Below are 22,946 nucleotides of genomic sequence, written 5' to 3' on the forward strand. Positions count from 1 at the left end.
ACAAGAGGTTAACCCCTTGAGCGATATGGCGAAAAATCTAATACTCTGGCTGGTCATTGCAGTTGTGCTAATGTCAGTATTTCAGAGCTTTAATGGTGGCGATCAAACAGACCGTCAAACTAGTTACAGTCAATTTGTAAAAGATGCCCGAAGTGGCGCTATACAAGAAGTGGCAATCGAAAGTACCAGTGGCACAATTACTGGCACTAAAACCAATGGCGATCGCTTTCAAACGATCATGCCTATTTATGATAAAGACATTCTTAATGACTTATTAAAAAGTGATGTGAATGTAAAAGGTGTGAAGCCAGAAGAGCAATCATTCTTAGCGAGCATCTTAATTTCATGGTTCCCAATGTTATTACTAATTGGGGTATGGATTTTCTTCATGCGTCAAATGCAAGGCGGCGGTGGCAAAGGTGCTATGTCGTTTGGCAAGAGTAAAGCACGCTTAATGAGTGAAGACCAAATTAAAACCACCTTCGCAGATGTTGCCGGTTGTGATGAAGCTAAAGACGATCTAACAGAGCTTGTTGATTTCTTACGTGATCCATCTAAATTCCAAAAACTTGGCGGTAGTATTCCTAAAGGCGTATTAATGGTTGGTCCTCCAGGTACGGGTAAAACCTTGCTTGCTAAGGCCGTTGCTGGTGAAGCAAAAGTACCATTCTTTACGATTTCAGGTTCAGACTTTGTTGAGATGTTCGTTGGTGTGGGTGCTTCGCGTGTTCGTGATATGTTTGAGCAAGCGAAAAAAGCAGCGCCATGTATCATCTTTATCGATGAAATTGATGCCGTAGGCCGTAAACGTGGCGCAGGTATGGGTGGTGGTCACGATGAGCGTGAGCAAACACTTAACCAAATGCTAGTAGAGATGGATGGCTTTGAAGGCAATGAAGGTATTATCGTTATTGCCGCGACTAACCGCCCAGATGTACTTGATCCAGCATTACTTCGTCCTGGTCGTTTTGACCGCCAAGTAGTGGTTGGCTTACCTGATATCCGTGGCCGTGAACAGATCCTTAAAGTACATATGCGAAAAGTGCCATTAGGCGATAACGTAGAAGCTTCTGTTATTGCGCGTGGTACACCGGGATTTTCTGGTGCTGATCTTGCAAACTTAGTCAATGAAGCGGCTCTATATGCTGCACGTGGTAATAAACGTGTTGTTAGCATGGCTGAATTTGATGCTGCTAAAGATAAAATCATGATGGGCGCAGAGCGCAAGACCATGGTGATGAGCGAGAAAGAAAAAGAAATGACTGCGTATCATGAAGCCGGACATGCAATTGTTGGCCGCATAGTACCAGAGCACGATCCTGTTTATAAAGTATCGATTATTCCACGTGGCCGTGCCCTTGGTGTAACGATGTATTTACCAGAGCAAGACCGTGTTAGTCACTCTAAAGAGCTATTGGAATCAATGATTTCAAGCTTATATGGTGGCCGAATTGCTGAAGCGCTGATTTATGGTGAAGATAAAGTAACTACTGGTGCTAGTAACGATATTGAACGTGCTACTGACATTGCGCGTAAAATGGTTACACAGTGGGGCCTAAGTGAAAAATTAGGGCCATTACTATACGCTGAAGATCAAAATGAGATGTACATGGGTGGCGGCGGTGGTCGTGCCATGAGCATGTCGGATGAAACGGCAAAAGTAATTGATGCTGAAGTTCGTTTGTTCTCAGATCGCAACTATCAACGCGCTGAGCAAATCTTGAAAGATCATATTGATATTCTGCATTCAATGAAAGATGCATTAATGAAATATGAAACGATTGATGCTAAGCAAATTGATGATCTAATGGCACGTCAGCCTGTACGTGAACCACGTGATGCGCATGACCGCCGTGATACTGCTGATAAAAAACCAGCAGTTGAAGAGAGCAAAGCAGAGCCAGTTGCTGAAAAAGACGACAAGCCAGCTCAAAAAGATGAAACAAATCTTGATGATAAAGCTGAATAACAGTTAAAATAGCTAAACGAAAAGCCCCGATTGTCGGGGCTTTTTTGTAACTGGTTAAATAAAGTATATATATCAATGCAATGGATGTATTGAAGGTGATAGATGACCACAGTTAAGTTACCTAGAGGTCGCAGTTTACACCTCGACACCCCAGTTATAATGGGGATCTTGAATGTCACTCCTGACTCTTTTTCAGATGGCGGGCGCTACTATCAAACAGACAGCGCTGTCATACAAGCTCAAAAGTTACTCGCAGATGGTGCTACCATATTAGATATTGGTGGCGAATCAACACGTCCTGGTGCGCCTGATGTTAGCCTTGAGGATGAATTAGCCAGAGTAATACCCGCAATCGAGGCAATTCGTGCTCACAGTGATAGCGCCGTTAATGATTGCATCATTTCGATTGATACCAGTAAAAGTGAAGTAATGCGTCAAGCTATTCTAGCTGGTGCTGATATTGTTAATGATGTGCGTGCTTTACAAGAGCCAAACGCACTGGTAACAGTTGCTCAGTATCCTGACGTTGCGGTGTGTTTAATGCACATGCAAGGCCAACCTCGAAGTATGCAAAACTCTCCACATTACGATGATTTATTCAGTGATATAAATGATTTTTTTGTACAGCGGATCAATGCCTGTAAAACAGCGGGTATTCAGCGCCAGCAACTTATTTTAGACCCCGGGTTTGGCTTTGGTAAAACCCTCAGTCACAACTACCAATTACTGGCGCGGTTTAATGAATTTAACCACTTTGGTTTACCTGTTTTAGCAGGACTATCGCGCAAATCAATGATTGGCAACTTATTAAATAGACAAACAAACGAGCGCCTTGCTGGCAGTTTAGCAGGGGCATTAATTGCAGCGCAAAATGGCGCAAAAATTATTCGTGTACATGATGTAAAAGAAACCGCAGATGTGCTTGGCGTGTGGCAAGCTTGCGAACAAGGAATTTAAAAATGAAAGAAAGAAAGTATTTTGGCACCGATGGTGTACGTGGCATGGTGGGTGAATACCCAATTACACCAGAATTTGCACTTAAATTAGGTTGGGCTGCAGGCAAGGTACTATCAAAAAATGGCACTAAGAAAGTCATTATTGGTAAAGATACTCGCATTTCTGGTTATATGTTAGAGACATCACTTGAAGCAGGTTTGATCGCCGCAGGTATCGATGTGGTGTTACTTGGCCCGATGCCGACGCCAGCCGTTGCGTATTTAACGCAAACATTTCGTGCTGAAGCTGGAATTGTGATCAGTGCATCTCATAACCCATATCATGACAACGGCATTAAGTTTTTTTGTGGCCGAGGTTTGAAGTTAGCTGATGAAGTAGAGCTACAAATTGAAGCAATGCTTGATGAACCAATGACCTGTGTAGCATCTGATAAGCTAGGTAAAGCCCGCCGTTTAGAAAGCGCTGATGGCCGTTATATTGAGTTTTGTAAAAGCCAATTCCCACAAGGCCTGTCGTTAGAAGGTTTAAAGATTGTATTAGATTGTGCCAATGGTGCAACTTATCATATCGCACCATCAGTAATGCGTGAATTAGGCGCGCAGATAATCAGCCATGCTTGCGAGCCAAATGGTGTAAACATCAACCTAGAGTGCGGTGCTACCCATGTTGATGCATTAAAACGCAAAGTATTAGAACATAATGCTGATGTCGGCATTGCCTATGATGGTGATGGCGACCGTGTAATGATGGTCGATCACAATGGCCGTGTCTTTGATGGTGATGATATTGTTTACATTATTGCCTGCCAAGCTGCCAATGATGACATGTTAGGCGGTGGTGTTGTTGGCACGGTAATGTCTAATATGGGTCTTGAAAACGCGCTTAAAGCGAAAGGTATTGAGTTTGCTCGCAGTAAAGTGGGTGACCGTTATGTAATGGAATTACTACAAGAAAAAGGCTGGAAAATCGGCGGTGAAAGCTCAGGGCATGTATTGAATCTGGATTTGATCAGCACCGGTGATGGCATCATTTCAAGCCTACAAGTTTTGGCTGCTATGGTGGCGCAAAATCGTACGCTAAAAGATCTTGGCGCAGGGTTTGTTAAATACCCGATGAAGATGATTAATGTGCGCTATAAAGCGGGCACAGATCCAACACTTGCACCAGAGGTTATTGCTGCGGTTGCTGATGTTGAAAAACAACTTGCTGGTAAAGGCCGTGTGTTATTACGTAAATCTGGCACTGAGCCGGTTGTTCGCGTGATGGTAGAAGCCGAAGAAGAGAAAATAGTCCTTGATAGTGCACAAAAAATTGCTGCAGTTGTCGAATCTATGAGCAAACAAACTGATTAAGAACAATAACCTCTTGTAACTTTGGGCGAGTCGAGTTACTATCTCGCCCGCTTTCTAATGTGGAGTGGAAAAATGGCAATACGCAAGCCAATGGTCGCAGGCAATTGGAAAATGAACGGCTCGAAAGAGTTAGTACAGCAATTATCTGACGCTATCAACAACGTAAAATCAGATGAGATAGACGTTGTGGTATTTCCACCTTACCCATTGTTACCTATGCTAACAGCAACAGGTGTAACAACTGGCGCACAAACGGTTTCTGAAAATGAACCGGGTGCATTTACTGGTGAAGTTGATGCACAATTAATTAAAGATTTAGGTTGCCAATATACGTTAGTTGGTCACTCTGAACGTCGTAGTATCTACGGCGAAAGCAATGACACTGTTGCAGCTAAGTTTGCTCGTGCACAACAAGTGGGTTTAACACCTATCTTATGTGTTGGTGAAAGTGAACAGCAACGCGAACAAGGTCAAACTGAATTAGTCGTTGCTGCACAAATTGATGCAGTAATTGATAAATTAGGTATAGCAGCACTGAAAGATTCTGTGATAGCATACGAGCCCGTTTGGGCCATTGGCACAGGTAAGACTGCATCGCCTGAACAAGCACAACATGTGCACAAATTTATCCGTGATAAAATTGCTGCTAACAGTAGTGATTTAGCACAAGGGCTGACCATTCTTTATGGTGGCAGCGTAAATGAAAAAAATAGCGAATTATTATTTGCACAACCAGATATAGACGGCGGCCTGATTGGTGGCGCTAGTCTAAAAGCAGAGTTATTTACTGCAATCTGCGAAAGTGCAAAAGGGACCGTATAAGATGTACGAAATTTTATTAGTAGTTTATTTAGTTGTTGCTTTAGCGCTTGTTGGTATGGTTTTAATTCAACAAGGTAAAGGCGCGGACATGGGTTCATCATTTGGTGCTGGTGCCTCTGCAACCGTTTTCGGTTCGTCAGGTGCAGGTAACTTTATGACAAAAACAACTACAATCTTAGCCAGTGTTTTCTTTGTGCTAAGTATTGTACTAGGTAACTTAACTGCAGGTCAGATCAAAAAGACTGATGAGTGGGAAAACCTAGAAGCAGCACCAGCAGTTGAAACAATTGCTCCTGCAGCTGATGATGTTCCAGTAACATCAACGAAAGAGAAATCTGACGTACCAAATTAATATTTATTAAAAGTATCGTTAAACGATTTATCATCCTCAAATAAATCATATGTTTAACACCTAAAGCGAAAGCTTTAACAATGCGGTTGTGGTGGAATTGGTAGACACGCTACCTTGAGGGGGTAGTGCTTTCGGGCGTGGGGGTTCAAGTCCCCCCAACCGCACCATCTTTTAAGAACCAGTAACAGCGATGTTACTGGTTTTTTGCTTTTCGTGGTCTGCAATTAGCACAGACTCTCACCTCGATTAGCTTCCCCGTTTATTAAAATTAGCATCACCTCAAGTATAGCGCTGTAGCGCACAGACGAAAAACGACGGTTAGTCCAAGTTATCAATAACTATTACGTTCTTTGATATATGGATTTATCCATTGGAGGCCTGAGTGACTGCAACGTGCAGCTTACCAGTTGTAAGCAATCATTTATTAAACTATTTACCTAGACTCGAATACCAATGGTTTGTTGAAAATTGCACGCCAGTAGAGCTGTTGTTTGGCGAAACACTCAATATTGCTGATGAAGCGATAAAATATGTTTATTTTCCAGTAACGGGCTGTATTTCATTATTTATTGAGGTTGTCGAAAAACAGTCTTTTGCGATGGGATTAATTGGGAATGAGGGCATGCTAGGTGCCACGCTTGCGCTTGAAAACTCAAACGCTGCTATGAAGTCGATCGTCCAAAGTTCAGGACGTGCGCTACGAATGGACGCCGCAAAATTTAATCACAGGTTAGAAAGCAATCCGCTAGTGAGAAAATTAATACTTAACTATCTCTACGTGGTGATGCAACAACTCGCTCAAACGGGCGCATGTAATAACGCTCATGAAGTGAAGCAACGCCTTGCTCGATGGCTATTAATGACACAGGATCGTACTCATTCAGATCATCTGCAGTTAACACATCAGTTGTTAGCGAAAATGCTGGGTGTAAGGCGCAGTGCAGTAACGATTGCGGCAGGTTATTTACAGCAGCAGGGAATTATAAGTTATAACCGCGGACAGATTAGTATTTTGTCCAGAGCTGGCCTCGAACAGTCATCCTGTCAATGCTATTTTGCAGCGGTGAATAGTTACCAAAAAACATCAGCTATTTATAAATAGCAGACAATGCTCTGCGCTATATCGCAACAGATAGTGACTATGTGCGTTGTCGTACCGAATCATAGAAATTTTCCAGTTACATTATCTCTAATGAAACACAGAAAGTATGGCTCTGAAAGTTAAGCTGTTCACACACATGAGCTCATTTTAAAAATAGTACTCTCAATTAGCGATCACCAATCAGCAGAGAATTAGGGACAACTATGTCAAATATCATTTCTTCACTATTTTGCTCTCAACTTGCAAAACCACCGTGGAATAGTGTTCAGCCTGTTCGCGAAGAACTCTTCGGCGTTGAGCGATTAGAGCAGCATGCAATCAGTTTGGCTCAAGCACAAGAAGTGTCAAAATCAACTGCCAGAGTTGTATCATTACAGGTTCGTCTCAAACAAAATGCATCAGTATTGTTGGCAGCCTATCATGCTAACGCCAAAGCATTGGCTGCAGGGCATAGTGTCGTTCCGGCGGCGGAATGGCTACTGGATAATTATCATTTAATTGAGCAACAAATTCGTGAAGTCAGAGATGATCTACCAGATGGCTTTTATCGCCAATTACCAAAGCTAGCCAGTGGCCCTTTCGCGGGGTATCCACGAGTTTTTGGTTTGGCGTGGGCATATGTTGCCCACACGGATAGTCATTTTGACGAGCAGAGCCTTTGTAAGTTTATAAAAGCCTATCAAACCATCAATATTCTCACCATTGGCGAACTATGGGCCGTGGCGATTACGTTGCGTATAGTATTAATTGAAAATTTACGTCGACTTGTTGACCAAATTTCTGTTGGGCGCATTGACCGTGATGATGCGGATCAGCTTACTGACCGTCTTATGGTGTCCGGCAGCGCTGATACTGTTTTATTAGCTGAGCTCCAAGCGCGTTCATCAGCCCCTTTATCGGAAGTTTTTGCTGCACAACTTGCGAAACGATTACGCGATCAAGACCCACATATCACTCCCGCGCTAAAATGGTTAGAACAAAAATTAAATGAACAAGGCCTTAGCGTTGATGATGTAGTTCAACATTCGCAGCAACGCGAAGGTGCGTCCAATGTGACGGTTCGAAATATCATAACCAGTATGCGGTTGATCACCGATATGGACTGGACTGATCTTTTTGAAAAGGTCAGTCTCGTTGATGAAAAATTGCGTTGTGCAAGTGCATTTGGTGACATGGATGCGGTTACTCGTAACCTATACCGTAATGCCATTGAACAATTGTCGCGTGGATCAAAGCTTTCTGAAATTAAGGTCGCGAAACTGGCACTGCAGGCGGGCAGAGATGCAAAGAAAAATACTCACAACCAGCAAGAAGCTGAGCGCCTTGGCGATCCGGGTTATTACTTAATCGACAAAGGCAGAGCACAGTTTGAACAATCACTAAAATTTCGGCCTAATTTAGGGCTTTGGCTAAGCCGATTGCATATCAAAATCGGCTTAGTAGGTTATGCCGCATCAATTTTACTTTTAGCACTTGGATTAGTTATTGGGTCTATTTCTTTATTTGGTTTTAGCCAGTTGCCACTCGATTTATTCTTAGTATTAATAATTATCGGGTTTTTACCCGCCACCGAAATTTCAACCGCAATTATTAATCGTTCGGTAACTTGGCGACTAAGAAATGGCACGTTACCTGGGCTTGAATTTAAAACAGGTGTGCCAACGTCATTGCGTACTTTGGTCGCAGTGCCCACATTACTGACTAATTCAAGCGATCTTTGTCAACAAGTAGAGCGTTTGCAAGTGCACTATTTAGGTGGGGTCGACGGCGATTTAACATTTGCATTATTAGTTGATGGTTTAGATGCCGATCAACAAGTGTTAGAAAGTGATAATCAAATGCTAACAATAGTGGCAGAAAAAATTGACCGTTTAAATCATACTTACCCATCCGGTCCTGCGGGTAAGCGATTTTTATTACTGTATCGGGGGAGACAATTTAACCCCAGTGAAAATAAATGGATGGGGTGGGAGCGCAAACGAGGCAAATTACATGAATTAAACCGTTTGCTGCGAGGAGCCACTGATACTAGTTTTATCCCCTTAGCTGGCAGAACATTAGAAGTCCCAGAAAATGTTCGCTATGTGATCACACTTGATGCAGATACGCGGTTACCGCGGGAAACTACCTTACGGCTTATTAGCCGGATGGGGCATCCGCTTAACCGTCCTCGCCTTAATGTTAAGACACAACGGATTGAAGCCGGTTATGGCATTATTCAACCTCGTGTCACGCCTTCATTGCCTATTGGTGCACAGGGGTCTTTTTATCAACGTGTTATTTCTAGTCCGGGAGGAATGGATCCTTACGCAGCGGCAAATTCAGATGTTTATCAAGACTTGTTTGGCGAAGGTTCTTATACCGGAAAAGGCATTTATGATATTGATGCATTTGAAGCAGCCCTTGCTGGGCGCGTAAAAGAAAATGTAATGCTAAGCCATGATTTATTCGAAGGTATATTTGCGCGTGCGGCGCTGGTGTCGGATGTTGAGGTTGTTGAAGAGTTTCCAGCTCGTTACGACGTATTGGAAAAACGGCAACATCGCTGGATTAGAGGAGATTGGCAATTATTACCTTGGATATTCGGTAAATTTTCTGGTGCAGATGCGGTGTCGTGGGTTGGTCGTTGGAAATTATTGGACAACCTAAGACGTTCTTTAATTGCACCCATCACCTTTTTGGCATTGCTGTTATGCTGGCTATTGCCATTACCATTAGCAGCAATAAGTACGGTTTTATTATTAGCTACCATTGCCATTCCAGTATTTACTCCCTGTTTGTTTTCACTTATTCCACCAAGACCTAGTGTCGAATTTCGTCAACATATTCGAATGTGGTTTGGTGATTTGCGTCTAGCATCAGCACAAGTGTTTTTTAAAGTGGCATTTTTACCTGATCAAAGTTGGCGAGCCATGGATGCCATCGGGCGAACATTGATCCGCTTATTTATCACTCGTAGTCATCTATTAGAATGGACCAGCTCGGCACAATCCAATGGTGATCCGCGACTGAATATTCTTGGCTTTTATAAAACAATGTACCAAGGCACATTCGTTAGTCAGCTAATATGCTTTGCAATACTGTTCAATATGCCAGCGACTTTGCCGCTTGTGTTGCCATTTCTATTACTGTGGCTAACAGCTCCTCTATTAGCTTATTACAGTAGCCGCCCTATTGCGACAGGTGGCCTTAATCACGCAGAACCATATGCTGATATGCTTAGATTGACCGCTCGTCGAACATGGCGCTATTTTGAAACCTTTGTGACTGATGAAGACAATATGTTGCCGCCAGACAACTTCCAACAAGAGCCAGAACCGGTGATCGCGCATCGTACATCTCCCACTAATATTGGACTTTATTTATTGTCAGCCGTTGCTGCGCGAGATTTTGGTTGGATAGGTCTGCACGCTGTCGTTAGTCGTTTAGAAGCAACCTTTGCCACCCTTAATAAGTTAGCTAAGTGCAAAGGGCATTTTTATAATTGGTATGCCACCCAAAACTTAGCAACGTTAAATCCAGCGTACGTTTCCTCAGTAGACAGTGGTAACTTTGCCGGCCACTTGATCACCTTGGCGAACGCTTTAGATGAATGGCAACAGATGACCACAGATCATCATTTCAACACGGGGATGCAAGATAATCTCCGCTTGCTGAGTGAGGCCATTACAACGAATACTTTAATTCACTCACAAGATTCCCAAGTACTGAATGCTATTGTGGCCGAAATAACCGCGCTGATTGATACTGCGGGTACGATAGAGCATATCAGCCCTAGCATAATTAAATTAGTTAACCACGCCTTCGAACTCCCCATATTTGAGTTAACTGCGGATGCTACCTTTGATGATATTAGGTTTTGGCTGCAAGCTATAGCGACCTTGGCTGGTGAGCAATTACAAGATCATCAATTGAAAGTTTATTCGGCTCAAGCAGATGTTAACCTAATGCACCAACTGAAAAAATTAGCAAAAACAGCGCGAGAGATGGCTAACGGGATGAACTTTGCTTTTTTAATTAATCAAGAAAGAAAGTTGCTATCGATTGGTTATTCGCAGTCTGACAATAGTCTTGACGCTAACTGTTATGATTTACTGGCATCTGAAGCGAGATTAGCCAGCTTGTTTGCTATTGCCAAAGGCGATGTGGCGACTAAACATTGGTTTCATTTAGGACGCACAGCAACGCCATTAGGTAAAGGCTCTGCACTGATCTCTTGGTCAGGCTCGATGTTTGAATACCTCATGCCGTCTTTGATCATGCGAGCGCCAGTAGGAAGTTTACTTGAACAAACCAACCGCTTAGTGGTTGAACGCCAACAAAGTTACGCAAGTCAACTGGGGATCCCATGGGGGATCTCTGAGTCAGGTTTTAATGCCCGAGATATTGAATTTACCTATCAATACTCTAATTTTGGCGTGCCAGGTTTGGGCTTAAAGCGAGGGCTGTCAGAAAATAGAGTCATTGCCCCCTATGCAACAGGCTTGGCAAGTATGATTGATCCAGCTGCTGCGGTAGAAAATTATCAACGGCTACACAGTATTGGAGCATGCGGGCGTTATGGTTTCTTTGAAGCGTTAGACTTTACTCCTTCACGTGTGCAGTCGGGCAGCGACGTTGCCATTGTTCGCAGTTTTATGGCGCATCATCAGGGCATGACCATTGTCGCTATTTTAAATTGTTTACGCGATGGCTTAATGCGTTCGCGTTTTCATCGAGAGCCATGTATTCAAGCCTGTGAGTTACTGTTGCAAGAAAGAATGCCCAGAGATGTTGCAATAGGGCATCCTCGCGCTGAAGAAGTCAGGGAATCTGCCAGTGTTGATGCCAGTGAAGCGAATACAGTTAGGCACATAAAGGTTGCAATGGATGTGGAGCCGACCACGCATCTATTATCAAATGGACGCTATACAGTCATGTTAACGGCAACCGGCACAGGGTATAGCCGTTGGGGGAATTTTGCGATTACGCGATGGCATAGCGATCCGAGCTGTGATACCAGTGGTTCATTTATTCTGCTACGAGATGTTGAAACCGCCAAGCACTGGTCTAGTACTGCGCAACCCTTTGTGAGCTCTGGTGGTGAGTTTAATCCGTGTGTTTTTAGCGAAGATCACGCAAGGTTTATGAAAATAGAAGGAAACTTAACCACCACAATGGATGTGTTAGTGTCGGGGGAAGATGATGGTGAAGTAAGAAAAATAGCAATAAGCAATCAAGGTCATTTCAGTCATGAAATAGAGCTTACCTCATTTGCAGAATTAGTACTTGCAACAGCTGCGAATGATAACGCCCATCCCGCATTTGCTAAAATGTTCGTGCAGACCGAGTTTAATCAAGAATATAAAGCGATTATCGCGACGCGGCGCAAACGCTCTGCAGATGACGCTGATATTTGGGTTGGCCATTTTGCGATTATAGAGGGGGAGATAACGGCAGAGCCACAATATGAAACCAGTCGTGCCGAATTTATCGGGCGTGGTAATAACTTAGTCAGTGCACAAGCCATGACTTTAACCGCATGCTCTTCGAGTAAGGAGCTATCAAATACGGTGGGGTGTGTACTGGATCCCATATTGTCCTTACGATATCGTATTAAAGTGCCTGCGCAAGGAGCCGTGAACATCGCATTTTGGACCGTGGTGGCGCCGTCCAAAGAAAAACTAATAGCGATGATAGACAGGCACAACGATGCTAATGCTTATGATAGAGCAAAAACGCTGGCCTGGACCCAAGCGCAAGTACAGCTTCGTCACTTAGGTATTGAATATACCGAGGTGGCAGATTTTCAACGCTTAGCAGCCCCAATTTTATATGCAGATCCGCGCTTTAAAGCGTCATCAGCAGACATCATAAAAGGGATTAAGTGTCAGTCTGAACTGTGGGCGCAGTCAATTTCTGGTGATCTCCCCATCGTGTTGTTATTAATTGATGATATTGAAGATATCGCAAAGGTTAAGCAGCTTTTACGGGCCCATGAATACTGGCGAATGAAGTGTCTAGCGGTCGATCTGGTCATCATCAATGAACACCCATCGGGTTACATGCAAGACTTACATAATGCAATAGAGACGGCTGTGCGTAGTAGCCAATCTCGACCATCTTTTAATCGTGATTATTTGGCAGAGCAGAGCATTGGGGCAGTGCATGTATTTCGTGCTGACATGATAAACAGCGAGACTCGCGATATGCTGCATGCTATTGCCCGAGTGGTTTTAGTCGCTCGCCATGGCTTTATAAATAAGCAATTTTTTCTGCGTACGGCAAAAACGGGCAATCACGCGGTAACTAGCATGCTAAATCATCAACCACGAACGTTAAACGCGAATATACAATTGCCAAAAGCGAACTTACCAGAGCTGGAGTTTTTTAACGGTTTAGGCGGTTTTGCTGATAATGGGCGTGAATATGTCATTCGTTTGCACAATGGTGAATGCACGCCTGCACCTTGGCTCAATGTTATTGCTAACCCGAGTTTTGGTTTTCATGTTTCGGCTGAAGGCAGTGGCTATATGTGGTCAGAAAATAGCCGAGAAAACCAACTGACCACCTGGTCAAATGATGCCGTGTCAGACCCCATTGGTGAGATTGCTTATGTATGTGATAAAGACAGTGGTGAAATTTATACTGCAACGGCTCAGCCCTCACAAGACAAGGGCAGTTATATAATACATCACGGTTATGGTTTTAGTCGGTTTAAGCATCAGGTTAGCGGACTATCATTAGATTTATTGCATTATGTGCCACTGGACGATGCAATTAAAATCTCTCGATTAACCATACACAACGAGTCAGGTCGAAAACGTCGGCTGTCAGTAACGGCTTATGTTGAATGGGTGCTTGGCACATCGCGTAGTACCTCTGACTGTTTTATTACCAGCTCGTTAGATGCAAACAGTAATACAATTTTATTGCATAATCGGTGGGGAATGGCATTTCCAAAACGTGTTGCTTTTGTTGATATGGCAGGTGCGCAAACCGCATGGACAACCGATAGGAGCGAATTTATTGGCCGCAATGGCACTAAGGCAGCGCCAAGGGCTCTAAGTCAGCAGCTATCTTTATCCGGTACTGTTGGTGCAGGTTATGATCATTGCAGCGCTTTACAAACTGATATTGAGCTTGCTGATGGTGAAAGCCGTGAAGTTATCATGTTTATTGGCCAAGGCGACTGTGAGCAACATGCCTTAGAATTGGTTAGCAATTACCGACAAAGAGATCTGGATGAGGTGTTTGCCGGTGTACAAAACCATTGGCACACCCTATTAAATAAGGTGCAGGTAAAAACCCCGGATCGCGCTATGGATATTATGCTCAACGGCTGGCTGATGTATCAAACTATAGCGTGTCGAATATGGGCGAGATCTTCTTTTTATCAAGCCAGTGGCGCTTATGGATTTCGTGACCAACTGCAAGATGGTATGGCCATAACCTTAAGCCAGCCTGCAATAACCAGAGCGCATATTTTACGTGCGGCGGGTAGGCAGTTTGTTGAAGGTGATGTACAACATTGGTGGTTGCCGCATTCCGGACAAGGGGTACGAACTCATATCTCAGATGATCGCGTTTGGTTAGCACTGGCAGCCGCAAACTATATAAAAGTAACGGGTGATAAAGCGATATTAACGCAAGCTATCCCATTTTTAGAGGGCAAGCCGCTTGGCAAAGAGCAGCATGATGCCTACTTTAAACCGAATGTTAGCGAAGAGTCTGCCAGTCTATTTGAACATTGTGCTCGCGCACTGGATCAAAGTATTCAGTTAACGGGTGAGCATGGCCTGCCATTGATGGGAACCGGCGACTGGAACGATGGCATGAACTTAGTAGGAGTGGCTGGAAAGGGCGAGAGTGTATGGCTTGGCTGGCTGTTGATACGTGCTATAGACTTATTTGCCGTTTATGCGCTCGAACAAGAAACTGAAGCGGATCGACTACGAGGCAAGCATTGGCAAGAACATGCTGAAAAAGTGCGTATTTGTATTGATGAACAAGCATGGGATGGACAGTGGTATCGTCGAGCAACATTTGATGATGGTACTTGGCTTGGGTCAAAAAGTAATGATGAATGTCAAATCGACTCTATTGCTCAATCTTGGGCGGTATTAGCAAATGGGACAGATCAACACAAAGTCATGACAGCCATGTCTGCCGTTGAAACTCATCTTATCAAGCAGCAAGAACGGTTGGCCTTGTTATTTACCCCGCCTTTTGATCAAACCACTCATAATCCCGGATATATTAAAGGTTACCCTCCCGGTTTAAGAGAGAATGGTGGTCAATACAGTCATGCTGCTATGTGGTTTATTTTAGCGTTAGCTAAGCAGGGCGAAGGTAAAAAAGCCGTGGATTTATTTGCCATGGTCAACCCGATTAATCACGCCAGCGATAGCGAAAAAGTCCAACGTTATAAAGTTGAACCTTATGCCGTAGCCGCTGATATCTATTCAATTTCACCTTATATTGGCAGAGGTGGTTGGACTTGGTATACCGGTGCTGCTGGTTGGATGTATCAGGCGGGATTAGAAGGTATTTTAGGTATTCGTCGTGAGGGTAAAAATTTAATTATTCAACCCTGTATCCCCGATCATTGGCCTGAATTTAGCGCTGCAATAAAAATCGCGAATAGCCACCTTGATATAACAGTAAATAATCAAGTACCGCTTGCGAATAATCTATTGCATGCAGAGCTTAATGGTATTTTATTAGCTAACCAAGGGTCATTGGTGAGTGTGGAGCTCAAAGACGGCTATCATCGTTTGACGATATCGGCGAGCGTCAAGTCAGATAAGCATTAGCCGCTGGAGAGTGATTGATTAACCGAAGCTCAGGTTAATTAGTCGAGCGCCTAAGGGCATCAGAGCGATAAACTGAAAATCCAACAATCCGTAGGGTAACTATGATAATTAAGACGATAACAGTGCTGTTGCTTGCACAGAATTCATCTTTAGCAAAACGCATACGTACCTCTTTGTATTATTCACAGCTCCGGGTATTTAAAGTGGTTTATGCAAAAGAGCAAACAAAAGCGCTTGAGCTAATAAATAGTAGCTCGATTGATATTGTGTTGTTAGACTTATCAGTAGCGAGTGCTAAAAGCGCAGAGTTTGTAAATCAACTTCGACATAACTCTGCGAAGACGATTATTATGTTACTGTGCAACGCAAATGATAATGCAATTGTCTCGCAAGCGATGGCTCAAGGTGCACATGGGTTTATTGATAAGCATAGTTTAGGGCATCACTGGCTTATGCGGTTGTTGGGCTTTAGCCTTTTACAAACACAGCCTTTAAAATTACAAAAACGCAGTATTAAAACCTTACATGCAATTTGCGACAGCTCACTGCTCGGGATCATGGCTGCTGATTGGTTCGGCAATATTATTTATACCAATCAGGCTTTTAATACCATAACGGCATATAGTGCAGCAACACCGCAAGGCTGTCATTGGATGGCGCAAATCTATGATGATGATAAGAATCGTTTACTAACTGATTTACAAGCAGCTAAGAAAAATAACACAATTGTTTGCTCTGATGTGTGTATCATTTATCAAAGTAAGCAGCTGTGTCAGGTCCGTGTAACCGCGACGCCAATTGCAAAAAATAAAAAATCATATGGCTACATAATTACACTAGAAAAGCTTAGTAAACGAGATAATAAAGCTAAGTTAACCGCTGCAGTTACTAAAACTAGGCGTGTTTTACTGCCCGCCACTACGGCACAATTGACCCTAGATGCTATGAGTGATGCGATATTAAGCACCGATATTAATGACAAGGTATTATATTTAAATCAAGCAGCATCAATACTTACTGGCTGGGACTGCAGTGAGGCTGTTGGTTTGTTGTTGTGTGATATTTTCAAGATTAAAGAGTGTGCTTCAGCGGTTATCACGAAGTCGACGCTTGCACAAAGTCAGCGAGAGCAACGGCCGTTCGATTGTATATTAGTGCGTAAAGACGGTGTTGAGATCCAAATTGAAGAATCTGCGCGCACTATCTTTAATGAGCTTGGTGAAACCATTGGGGTGGTTTTTATATTTCGAGATATCTCGCAGTCGCAACTAAAAGCAATCAAAATGAAATACTTAGCGCAGCATGATCCGCTAACCGGATTACCTAACCGGTTACTTTTTCAGGAGCGGCTAAATCAGGCTCTCGTGTTAGCTAAACGACATAATAAGCGATTGGCGGTACTTTATTTAGATATTGATTTATTTAAAAAAGTGAATGATCTACACGGTCATGAATTAGGAGATAAGTTGCTTTGTTCGATTGCTAACCGAATGACTGATGCGGTGAGACAAAGTGATACTGTCTGTCGACAAGGTGGTGACGAGTTTTTGATATTGCTCTCTGAAATAGAGCACCCTGATGATGCTGTAACATTTACCAGTAAATTACTTCACACGCTGATTAATCCGCATCAGCTTAATGGCAAAAAAATATCCGTGCATATGAGTATAGGTATTCGTATTTACCATCACGATATTGAGGATCCGCAACTGGCTAGTGAAGGAAAGTTAAGTGATGTTCTTATCGATAATGCTGATAAAGCAATGTATCAGGCAAAATCACGAGGACATGATGGCTATCAAATTTTTAAACAAGCTTAACCCATTGAAGTTTATTTAAAATTTTAATATAAAAATTAGAAACCATAAATAGCAGCACGTAATGAGCGAAATTTAATAATTTGTCTTGGCAAAGCACTGATTAGCGCGCAAGATGTATATTTACTTTTCGCTAACAAAATGGCATAACGATTTTGTTATATTAATTTTAAGTTAGACGCTAAAAAATGACGTTCAAATCATTTTCCACACATATCAGTTATATAAGCGGCTAAGCTGGAAACATAATGGCCGATAGTCCAATTAATATTCTTTATAATGTTTAGAAATCAGCTTTTGAGGCGAGTTCACACTAAATAAAATAACCCGCAAACTATAATGGCTAATCTAGATCAGTAAATACTAAAAGATGATAGAGTATAATAACGTTGTAGCAATCATTCAGTGCCTTCTGCATTGAGTGTTTACTGCATAAAGAGCGCCTATAATAAAGCGCTCAAGGAATAATATGAATAGTCCAATCGCTAACAAGTTATTAAATTTCTTCCCTTTAGCAGCTAAAAATAAAGTATTTCCTCAACTTAAACTCGTCATGTTGCCTTTGGGAAAGGTGATATATGAGTCTGGGCAAAATCTTACTTGTGTGTATTTTCCGATAGATTGTATTGTTTCGCTTCTTTATGTGACTGAAAATGGCTCATCAGCTGAAATATCAGTTGTCGGAAATGAAGGGTTAGTGGGAATTGCTGTTTTTATGGGGGGAGAAAGTACTCCTAAAAGGGCGGTTGTACAAAGTGCAGGGTACGCGTATTGCCTACCAGCGGCGATATTACGTAGCGAATTTAATAATGATGCCACAATTCGCATGTTGCTATTACGGTACACCCAAACATTAATTGCGCAAATGGCACAAACTGCGGTTTGTAATCGTCATCACTCGATTGACCAACAACTTTGCCGATGGCTATTACTCTCTCTCGATCGGCTGAGAACCAATAACCTAACGATGACTCAAGAGTTAATTGCAAATATGCTAGGCGTTAGAAGAGAAGGCGTCACTGAAGCTGCGGGTAAACTACAAAAGTTAGGCGTGATCACTTATAAGCGAGGTCATATAACGGTGACAGATAGATGCAAACTTGAGACGCTGTGTTGTGAATGTTACGCAGTGGTTAAAAAGGAAACAGACAGATTAGGAGAAATTCCAAGCATGGTATAATTTTTAATCTTACATGTTCAGCACCTATTAACCGCCTTAATCGCAATTGATACAAATTTCAGCATGTAAAGTGCCCTAGCGTACAGATAGTTAAATGAGCTCACCTTAAACTCATCTTGTTAGCCTTTTACAATGACGTAATGGGCAAGATGGTAGAGGTCATTATGAAAATTTCAAATACTCAGGAACAGTCTGTTAAACAAGTGCCAAGTGAACAAAAAGCCGCTGCAGTAGAGACCAGTTACAGCGGGCAAAAACCACAATTCCAACAATCCGCTAATAAACCCAAAAAGACATTAGCAGAGCATCGTAAACACTCAGACATAAGCGATATATAAAGTGTACTACAGCAGCAAGTACACTTACCGTGGACTCTAACGCTTACGTTTTTACACCGAGTTATTAAGAGATTAAGACAATCATAATCCAGAGGTAACTATGAAAAAATTAGTTCATACTCTCAAGCCGAGTGATAAAAAGTTAGCGAAAGCTAAAGCCGCTAAAAAAGATTTACCAGATATCATTTACCTAGGACAGCAAAGATTAAAAAGCTAAAAGCCATATTCACCAATCACTAATTTACGCGGTAGTAAAGTGAGCATGCTGTTCACTTTACTACCGTTATGCTTAAGGAGTCATAATGTCAGTTGTGAATATGCAGATCCTTACTATTAATGCGGGTTCATCGAGCATCAAATTTGCTGTATTTACTCCTGCGGGTTTAGCAACGCCATTGTTAAGTGGAAAAATTGAGCGCATTGGTATGGCAGGGACTTTGTTAACCTTTGTTGATAAGCAGCGTGATCTGGATGGCCGCCTTCAACCTGATTGTGGTGATCATCCAGAAGCAGCCGGGTTTCTAATCAATTGGTTGCAGCAACACATCGGTTTTGAAAAAATAATTGCCGTAGGCCATAGATTGGTTCATGGCTGGCAACATGAAAAGCCGGAGCTTATAACGCCCGCACTGTTGACTGAGCTACGAAATATTATTCCTTATGCGCCAGAGCATTTACCGAACGAAATCTTGCTGATTGACACTCTGCAGCAACAATTTCCTAAACTACCGCAGGTCGCTTGCTTTGATACCGCCTTTCACCATTCATTACCACCAGTAGCAAAGTTGCTGCCAATTCCGCGGCGGTTTGATGCATTAGGTATTCAGCGTTATGGCTTTCATGGTATCTCCTATACATATTTAATGACCGCATTGGCTAATAGCTATCAAAACACTCCATTGCCGCAACGAATTATTCTCGCCCATTTAGGCAATGGTGCGAGTATGGCGGCAGTACTTGATGGTCGTTGTATTGACACCAGTATGGGGTTTACACCTTGTGGTGGGTTAGTCATGGGGTCACGTTGTGGCGATTTAGATCCTGGGGTTATCCACTACATTAAGCTGCATGAAAATATCAATAGTCAACAATGCAATCATCTCCTTAATCATCAATCCGGTCTGTTAGGGGTATCTGAAATTAGCGCAGATATGCGAGATTTATTACCACTTGAAAATACCGATCAACGCGCAGCACAGGCAATCGAACTATTTTGTTATCAGGCTAAAAAATGGCTCGGGGCTTATAGCGCCTCTTTGAATGGACTAGATACTTTGGTATTTAGTGGGGGGATTGGTGAAAATGTGGCAAGTGTACGGGCAAAAATTTGTGCAGGCATGCAGTACCTTGGTATTGAACTCGACCAAACTCGTAATAATAACCACGAAAGTATAATTTCCATTGCTGGTGGGGCGGTAACCGTCCATGTTATTCATACCGATGAAGAGCAAATGATTGCCAGTATGGTGTGTGAGTTACTTATGCTGGATGGATCTCAGTAATTGTAAGCTGCAATTTTGCCGCGCTATAAGCTGATTTAGGGTATCAGCTAAAGTTAAAACCTCTAGTAAAGCTAACTCTTTCGCTAATGTATGCTATCGAACGGAACATCTGATTATTTACCGTAAAATCACGTAAAGAATATCGAACTTTATGCTACTAGGAGTAAATTTATGTTGCACAGCGCAGATGACTTGAAGGCATGTAAGATCCAATCAGTTGATGGCGATTTAGGTAAAATTAATGATTTATATTTTGATGATGAAGGTTGGGCTATTCGTTATCTTGTGGTTACCACTCATAATTGGTTTTTTAAACGCGAAGTTTTAGTTTCACCCATCGCATTAGATACACCTGATTGGCTAAATAAAATGATGCCGGTGAATTTGAGCCAAAAACAAGTCGATCATAGTCCTGACATTAGCGCCCATAAGCCGGTTTCAAGACAACAAGAAATAAAATATTTTAGCTACTACAGTTACCCTATTTATTGGGGCGGCACTAGTATATGGGGCAATGGTCTTTATCCTGTCGCGGGGATGCTAGAAAACGACACCACTAATCAACAACCCAATACCAGTGAAGCCAAGCAAGATAAAACATCTCAAAACAATGATCCACATTTACGCAGTTGGCAAAAGGTCAAAGGATTCGTCGTTAATGGCTCTGACGGTGAAATAGGACATATACAAGGCTTATTAATTGATGAGCACACCTTTGCCATACGTTATGTCATTGTGCGAGCCAACGATTGGTGGATAGGTCATGATATTTTAGTGGCTCCGCATTGGTTTAATGACCTGAAGTGGGCTGAGTCATCCGTCAAAGTGAATCACACTCGTGCAGAAATTCAAGGTGCTCCTGCTTATGATCCTTTAGTTAAAATGGACCGTGATTGGGAAATTGCTATGCACGATCATTACGCAAGGGAAGGATATTGGAGTAAGGAATCCGACTTACCAATAAAACAAAGCACAACCTCACCATAACCATGAAGCGGATTAAAAAAACAATCAAAGGGCAAGTTTCAAAAGAGCAGCTAGTCGCTTCATTACTTGATTCTACACTTGATTTATCGCGAACTAATTCAGTCAATAAACAGAACCATCAAATTGAGCCGGGAGAATTACCCGGCATTGAGCATGTTGCTGATGCCCAGAATCCGCCCGCCCCCGGCACTGTATTAATTACTTACACGGATTACTCACCAACACGAATCGAAACCAATGAAATTACTAACCTTGATGAGTTCCTGAAAAAGCCGATGCCCAAATGGGTTAAAGTCAGATGGTTTAATGTCAGTACAATCCATCCGTATATTATTAGTTTGTTTCAACAACATTTTGCCTTTCATACATTGATTGCAGAAGATGTTTTGCACATTCCGCAACGACCCCGCATTGAGTTTTTTGATGATCATTTGTTTGTTGTTTTGCGCATGCTCAAGCCTTCAACACATAAGTCTGACGATACGTTAATAAACTCGGTGCCAGATATTGAACAAGTAAGTATATTTGCGTATGACAAAGTACTCATTTCTTTTCAGGAAGCCCCAGACGATGTTTGGCAACCGATCCGTGATCACCTGCAGAACGAAAATCGTCGCATTCGAAAAAATGGTAGCGGATATTTGCTCTATACCTTGCTTGATGCTGTCGTTGATTATTGTTTTCCCGTACTAGAAAAGTACGGCGATATCCTCGAAGATCTCGAGCTTTTGACCTTAGAAAGTCCATCACCACCAGTGCTGCATCGTATTTATTGCATCAAACGAGAGCTGATACTGCTGCGGCGTATTATTTGGCCACTACGGGAAGTTGTTGATCACTTATACCGTGAAGAGGGCGGCAGAATTGATGAGACCACACGGCCATATTTACGCGATGTTTATGAACACACGATTCAAATTGTTGAAATTGTTGAATCGTATCGAGAGATCGCAAGTGGTTTAACCGACCTGTATATGTCAGCTATCTCTAATCGGATGAATGAGATCATGAAAATGTTGACTATTATGGCGTCGGTATTTATCCCATTAACATTTATTTCCGGAGTTTACGGTATGAATTTTCAATTTATGCCGGAGTTGACGTGGCGTTGGGGTTACCCGCTTATTTGGGCTGTTTTTATTATGATCACTATCGGATTACTCATATTTTTTAGGCGTAAAGGTTGGCTCGGCAATAGCTAATCTTTGCAGTATTAAAGCTTGTTTTAATACAGCCTAAATGCCTACTAGTTATCTTTAAATTGTTGTAACTGTAATTTAAATACATGTACTTAAGGTAAATGCCAAAGCAACGACGATAGCGAAAAATCTTGTATATTCTTGATTTAGTTTATTGCTCAGGGCAATACCTTTAAGCCTTATAGTATTTCAGCAAAGATTAATGGTGATGAGTACGCTATCGCACAGAGCTTGAAGTTATCTCGTTTTACAATGGTATAGAAGGCGGCAGCAACGTTGTTGTCTTATTTTGATTATTCAATAGGAGAATACAAATGGATCATGGCTATTGGAACGATTGGTATATTGGTTGGGGTTGGTTTTTATGGATCGGTATATGGTTTTTGTTAATTTCGAGTTTTAGTCATTGGGGTTACAGTTATCGCACACATCGTCGTTATGTTGCGAACACTGATAAAACGGCGCTCGACATTCTTAATGAGCGGTATGCGCGTGGTGATATAGAGCAACAAGAATTTGTCAAAATGAAGGAAGAAATCAATAAAAGTTAGTCTTTTAATTGAATAATTTTAAG

General features: G+C 42.3%; 14 protein-coding genes and 1 tRNA gene. All 15 read left to right on the top strand.

Annotated features, from left to right (window positions below; translation table 11 throughout):
• The first annotated feature begins 25 nt into the window (after nucleotides 1-25).
• Nucleotides 26-1,969, top strand: a complete 1,944-nt coding sequence (ftsH, locus tag H5183_RS04460) for an ATP-dependent zinc metalloprotease FtsH (protein ID WP_145239198.1) — start codon at nucleotides 26-28, stop codon at nucleotides 1,967-1,969.
• Between the two features lie 102 nt (nucleotides 1,970-2,071).
• Nucleotides 2,072-2,926: a dihydropteroate synthase gene (gene folP, locus H5183_RS04465; RefSeq protein ID WP_145239195.1), complete on the top strand. Its 855-nt coding sequence runs from the start codon at nucleotides 2,072-2,074 to the stop codon at nucleotides 2,924-2,926.
• 2 nt (nucleotides 2,927-2,928) lie between these two features.
• Nucleotides 2,929-4,278: a phosphoglucosamine mutase gene (gene glmM, locus H5183_RS04470; protein ID WP_145239192.1), complete on the top strand. Its 1,350-nt coding sequence runs from the start codon at nucleotides 2,929-2,931 to the stop codon at nucleotides 4,276-4,278.
• Between the two features lie 72 nt (nucleotides 4,279-4,350).
• Entirely contained in the window at nucleotides 4,351-5,100 is a 750-nt protein-coding gene (tpiA, locus tag H5183_RS04475) for a triose-phosphate isomerase (RefSeq protein ID WP_182731026.1), read from the top strand.
• 1 nt (nucleotide 5,101) lies between these two features.
• Nucleotides 5,102-5,452, top strand: a complete 351-nt coding sequence (gene secG / locus H5183_RS04480) for a preprotein translocase subunit SecG (protein WP_169019853.1) — start codon at nucleotides 5,102-5,104, stop codon at nucleotides 5,450-5,452.
• An 82-nt stretch (nucleotides 5,453-5,534) separates the two neighbouring features.
• Nucleotides 5,535-5,619, top strand: a tRNA-Leu gene (locus H5183_RS04485).
• A gap of 215 nt (nucleotides 5,620-5,834) precedes the next feature.
• Nucleotides 5,835-6,554: a Crp/Fnr family transcriptional regulator gene (locus H5183_RS21935; RefSeq protein ID WP_182731027.1), complete on the top strand. Its 720-nt coding sequence runs from the start codon at nucleotides 5,835-5,837 to the stop codon at nucleotides 6,552-6,554.
• 203 nt (nucleotides 6,555-6,757) lie between these two features.
• Entirely contained in the window at nucleotides 6,758-15,349 is an 8,592-nt protein-coding gene (locus H5183_RS04495) for a GH36-type glycosyl hydrolase domain-containing protein (protein WP_182731028.1), read from the top strand.
• 101 nt (nucleotides 15,350-15,450) lie between these two features.
• Nucleotides 15,451-17,169 carry a diguanylate cyclase domain-containing protein gene (locus H5183_RS04500; protein ID WP_182731029.1) on the top strand — a complete coding sequence of 573 codons (1,719 nt, stop codon included), beginning with the start codon at nucleotides 15,451-15,453 and terminating at the stop codon, nucleotides 17,167-17,169.
• A 466-nt stretch (nucleotides 17,170-17,635) separates the two neighbouring features.
• Nucleotides 17,636-18,346, top strand: coding sequence for a Crp/Fnr family transcriptional regulator (locus tag H5183_RS04505; protein WP_182731030.1), 711 nt, complete (start codon nucleotides 17,636-17,638; stop codon nucleotides 18,344-18,346).
• A 164-nt stretch (nucleotides 18,347-18,510) separates the two neighbouring features.
• Nucleotides 18,511-18,684: a hypothetical protein gene (locus H5183_RS04510; RefSeq protein WP_182731031.1), complete on the top strand. Its 174-nt coding sequence runs from the start codon at nucleotides 18,511-18,513 to the stop codon at nucleotides 18,682-18,684.
• 302 nt (nucleotides 18,685-18,986) lie between these two features.
• Nucleotides 18,987-20,186, top strand: a complete 1,200-nt coding sequence (locus tag H5183_RS04515) for an acetate/propionate family kinase (protein ID WP_182731032.1) — start codon at nucleotides 18,987-18,989, stop codon at nucleotides 20,184-20,186.
• A 171-nt stretch (nucleotides 20,187-20,357) separates the two neighbouring features.
• Nucleotides 20,358-21,173, top strand: a complete 816-nt coding sequence (locus H5183_RS04520) for a PRC-barrel domain-containing protein (RefSeq protein WP_182731033.1) — start codon at nucleotides 20,358-20,360, stop codon at nucleotides 21,171-21,173.
• A gap of 2 nt (nucleotides 21,174-21,175) precedes the next feature.
• The gene (gene corA, locus H5183_RS04525; protein ID WP_182731034.1) at nucleotides 21,176-22,375 is read left to right on the top strand and encodes a magnesium/cobalt transporter CorA; all 1,200 of its coding nucleotides are present in this window, start codon (nucleotides 21,176-21,178) and stop codon (nucleotides 22,373-22,375) included.
• Nucleotides 22,376-22,686: 311 nt separating this feature from the next.
• On the top strand, nucleotides 22,687-22,923 hold the full coding sequence (locus H5183_RS04530; protein ID WP_182731035.1) for an SHOCT domain-containing protein: 237 nt from the start codon (nucleotides 22,687-22,689) through the stop codon (nucleotides 22,921-22,923).
• Nucleotides 22,924-22,946: the final 23 nt, after the last annotated feature.

It is taken from the genome of Pseudoalteromonas sp. SR44-8 (assembly GCF_014163635.1).
In the GTDB taxonomy this organism is placed as follows: domain Bacteria; phylum Pseudomonadota; class Gammaproteobacteria; order Enterobacterales; family Alteromonadaceae; genus Pseudoalteromonas; species Pseudoalteromonas rhizosphaerae.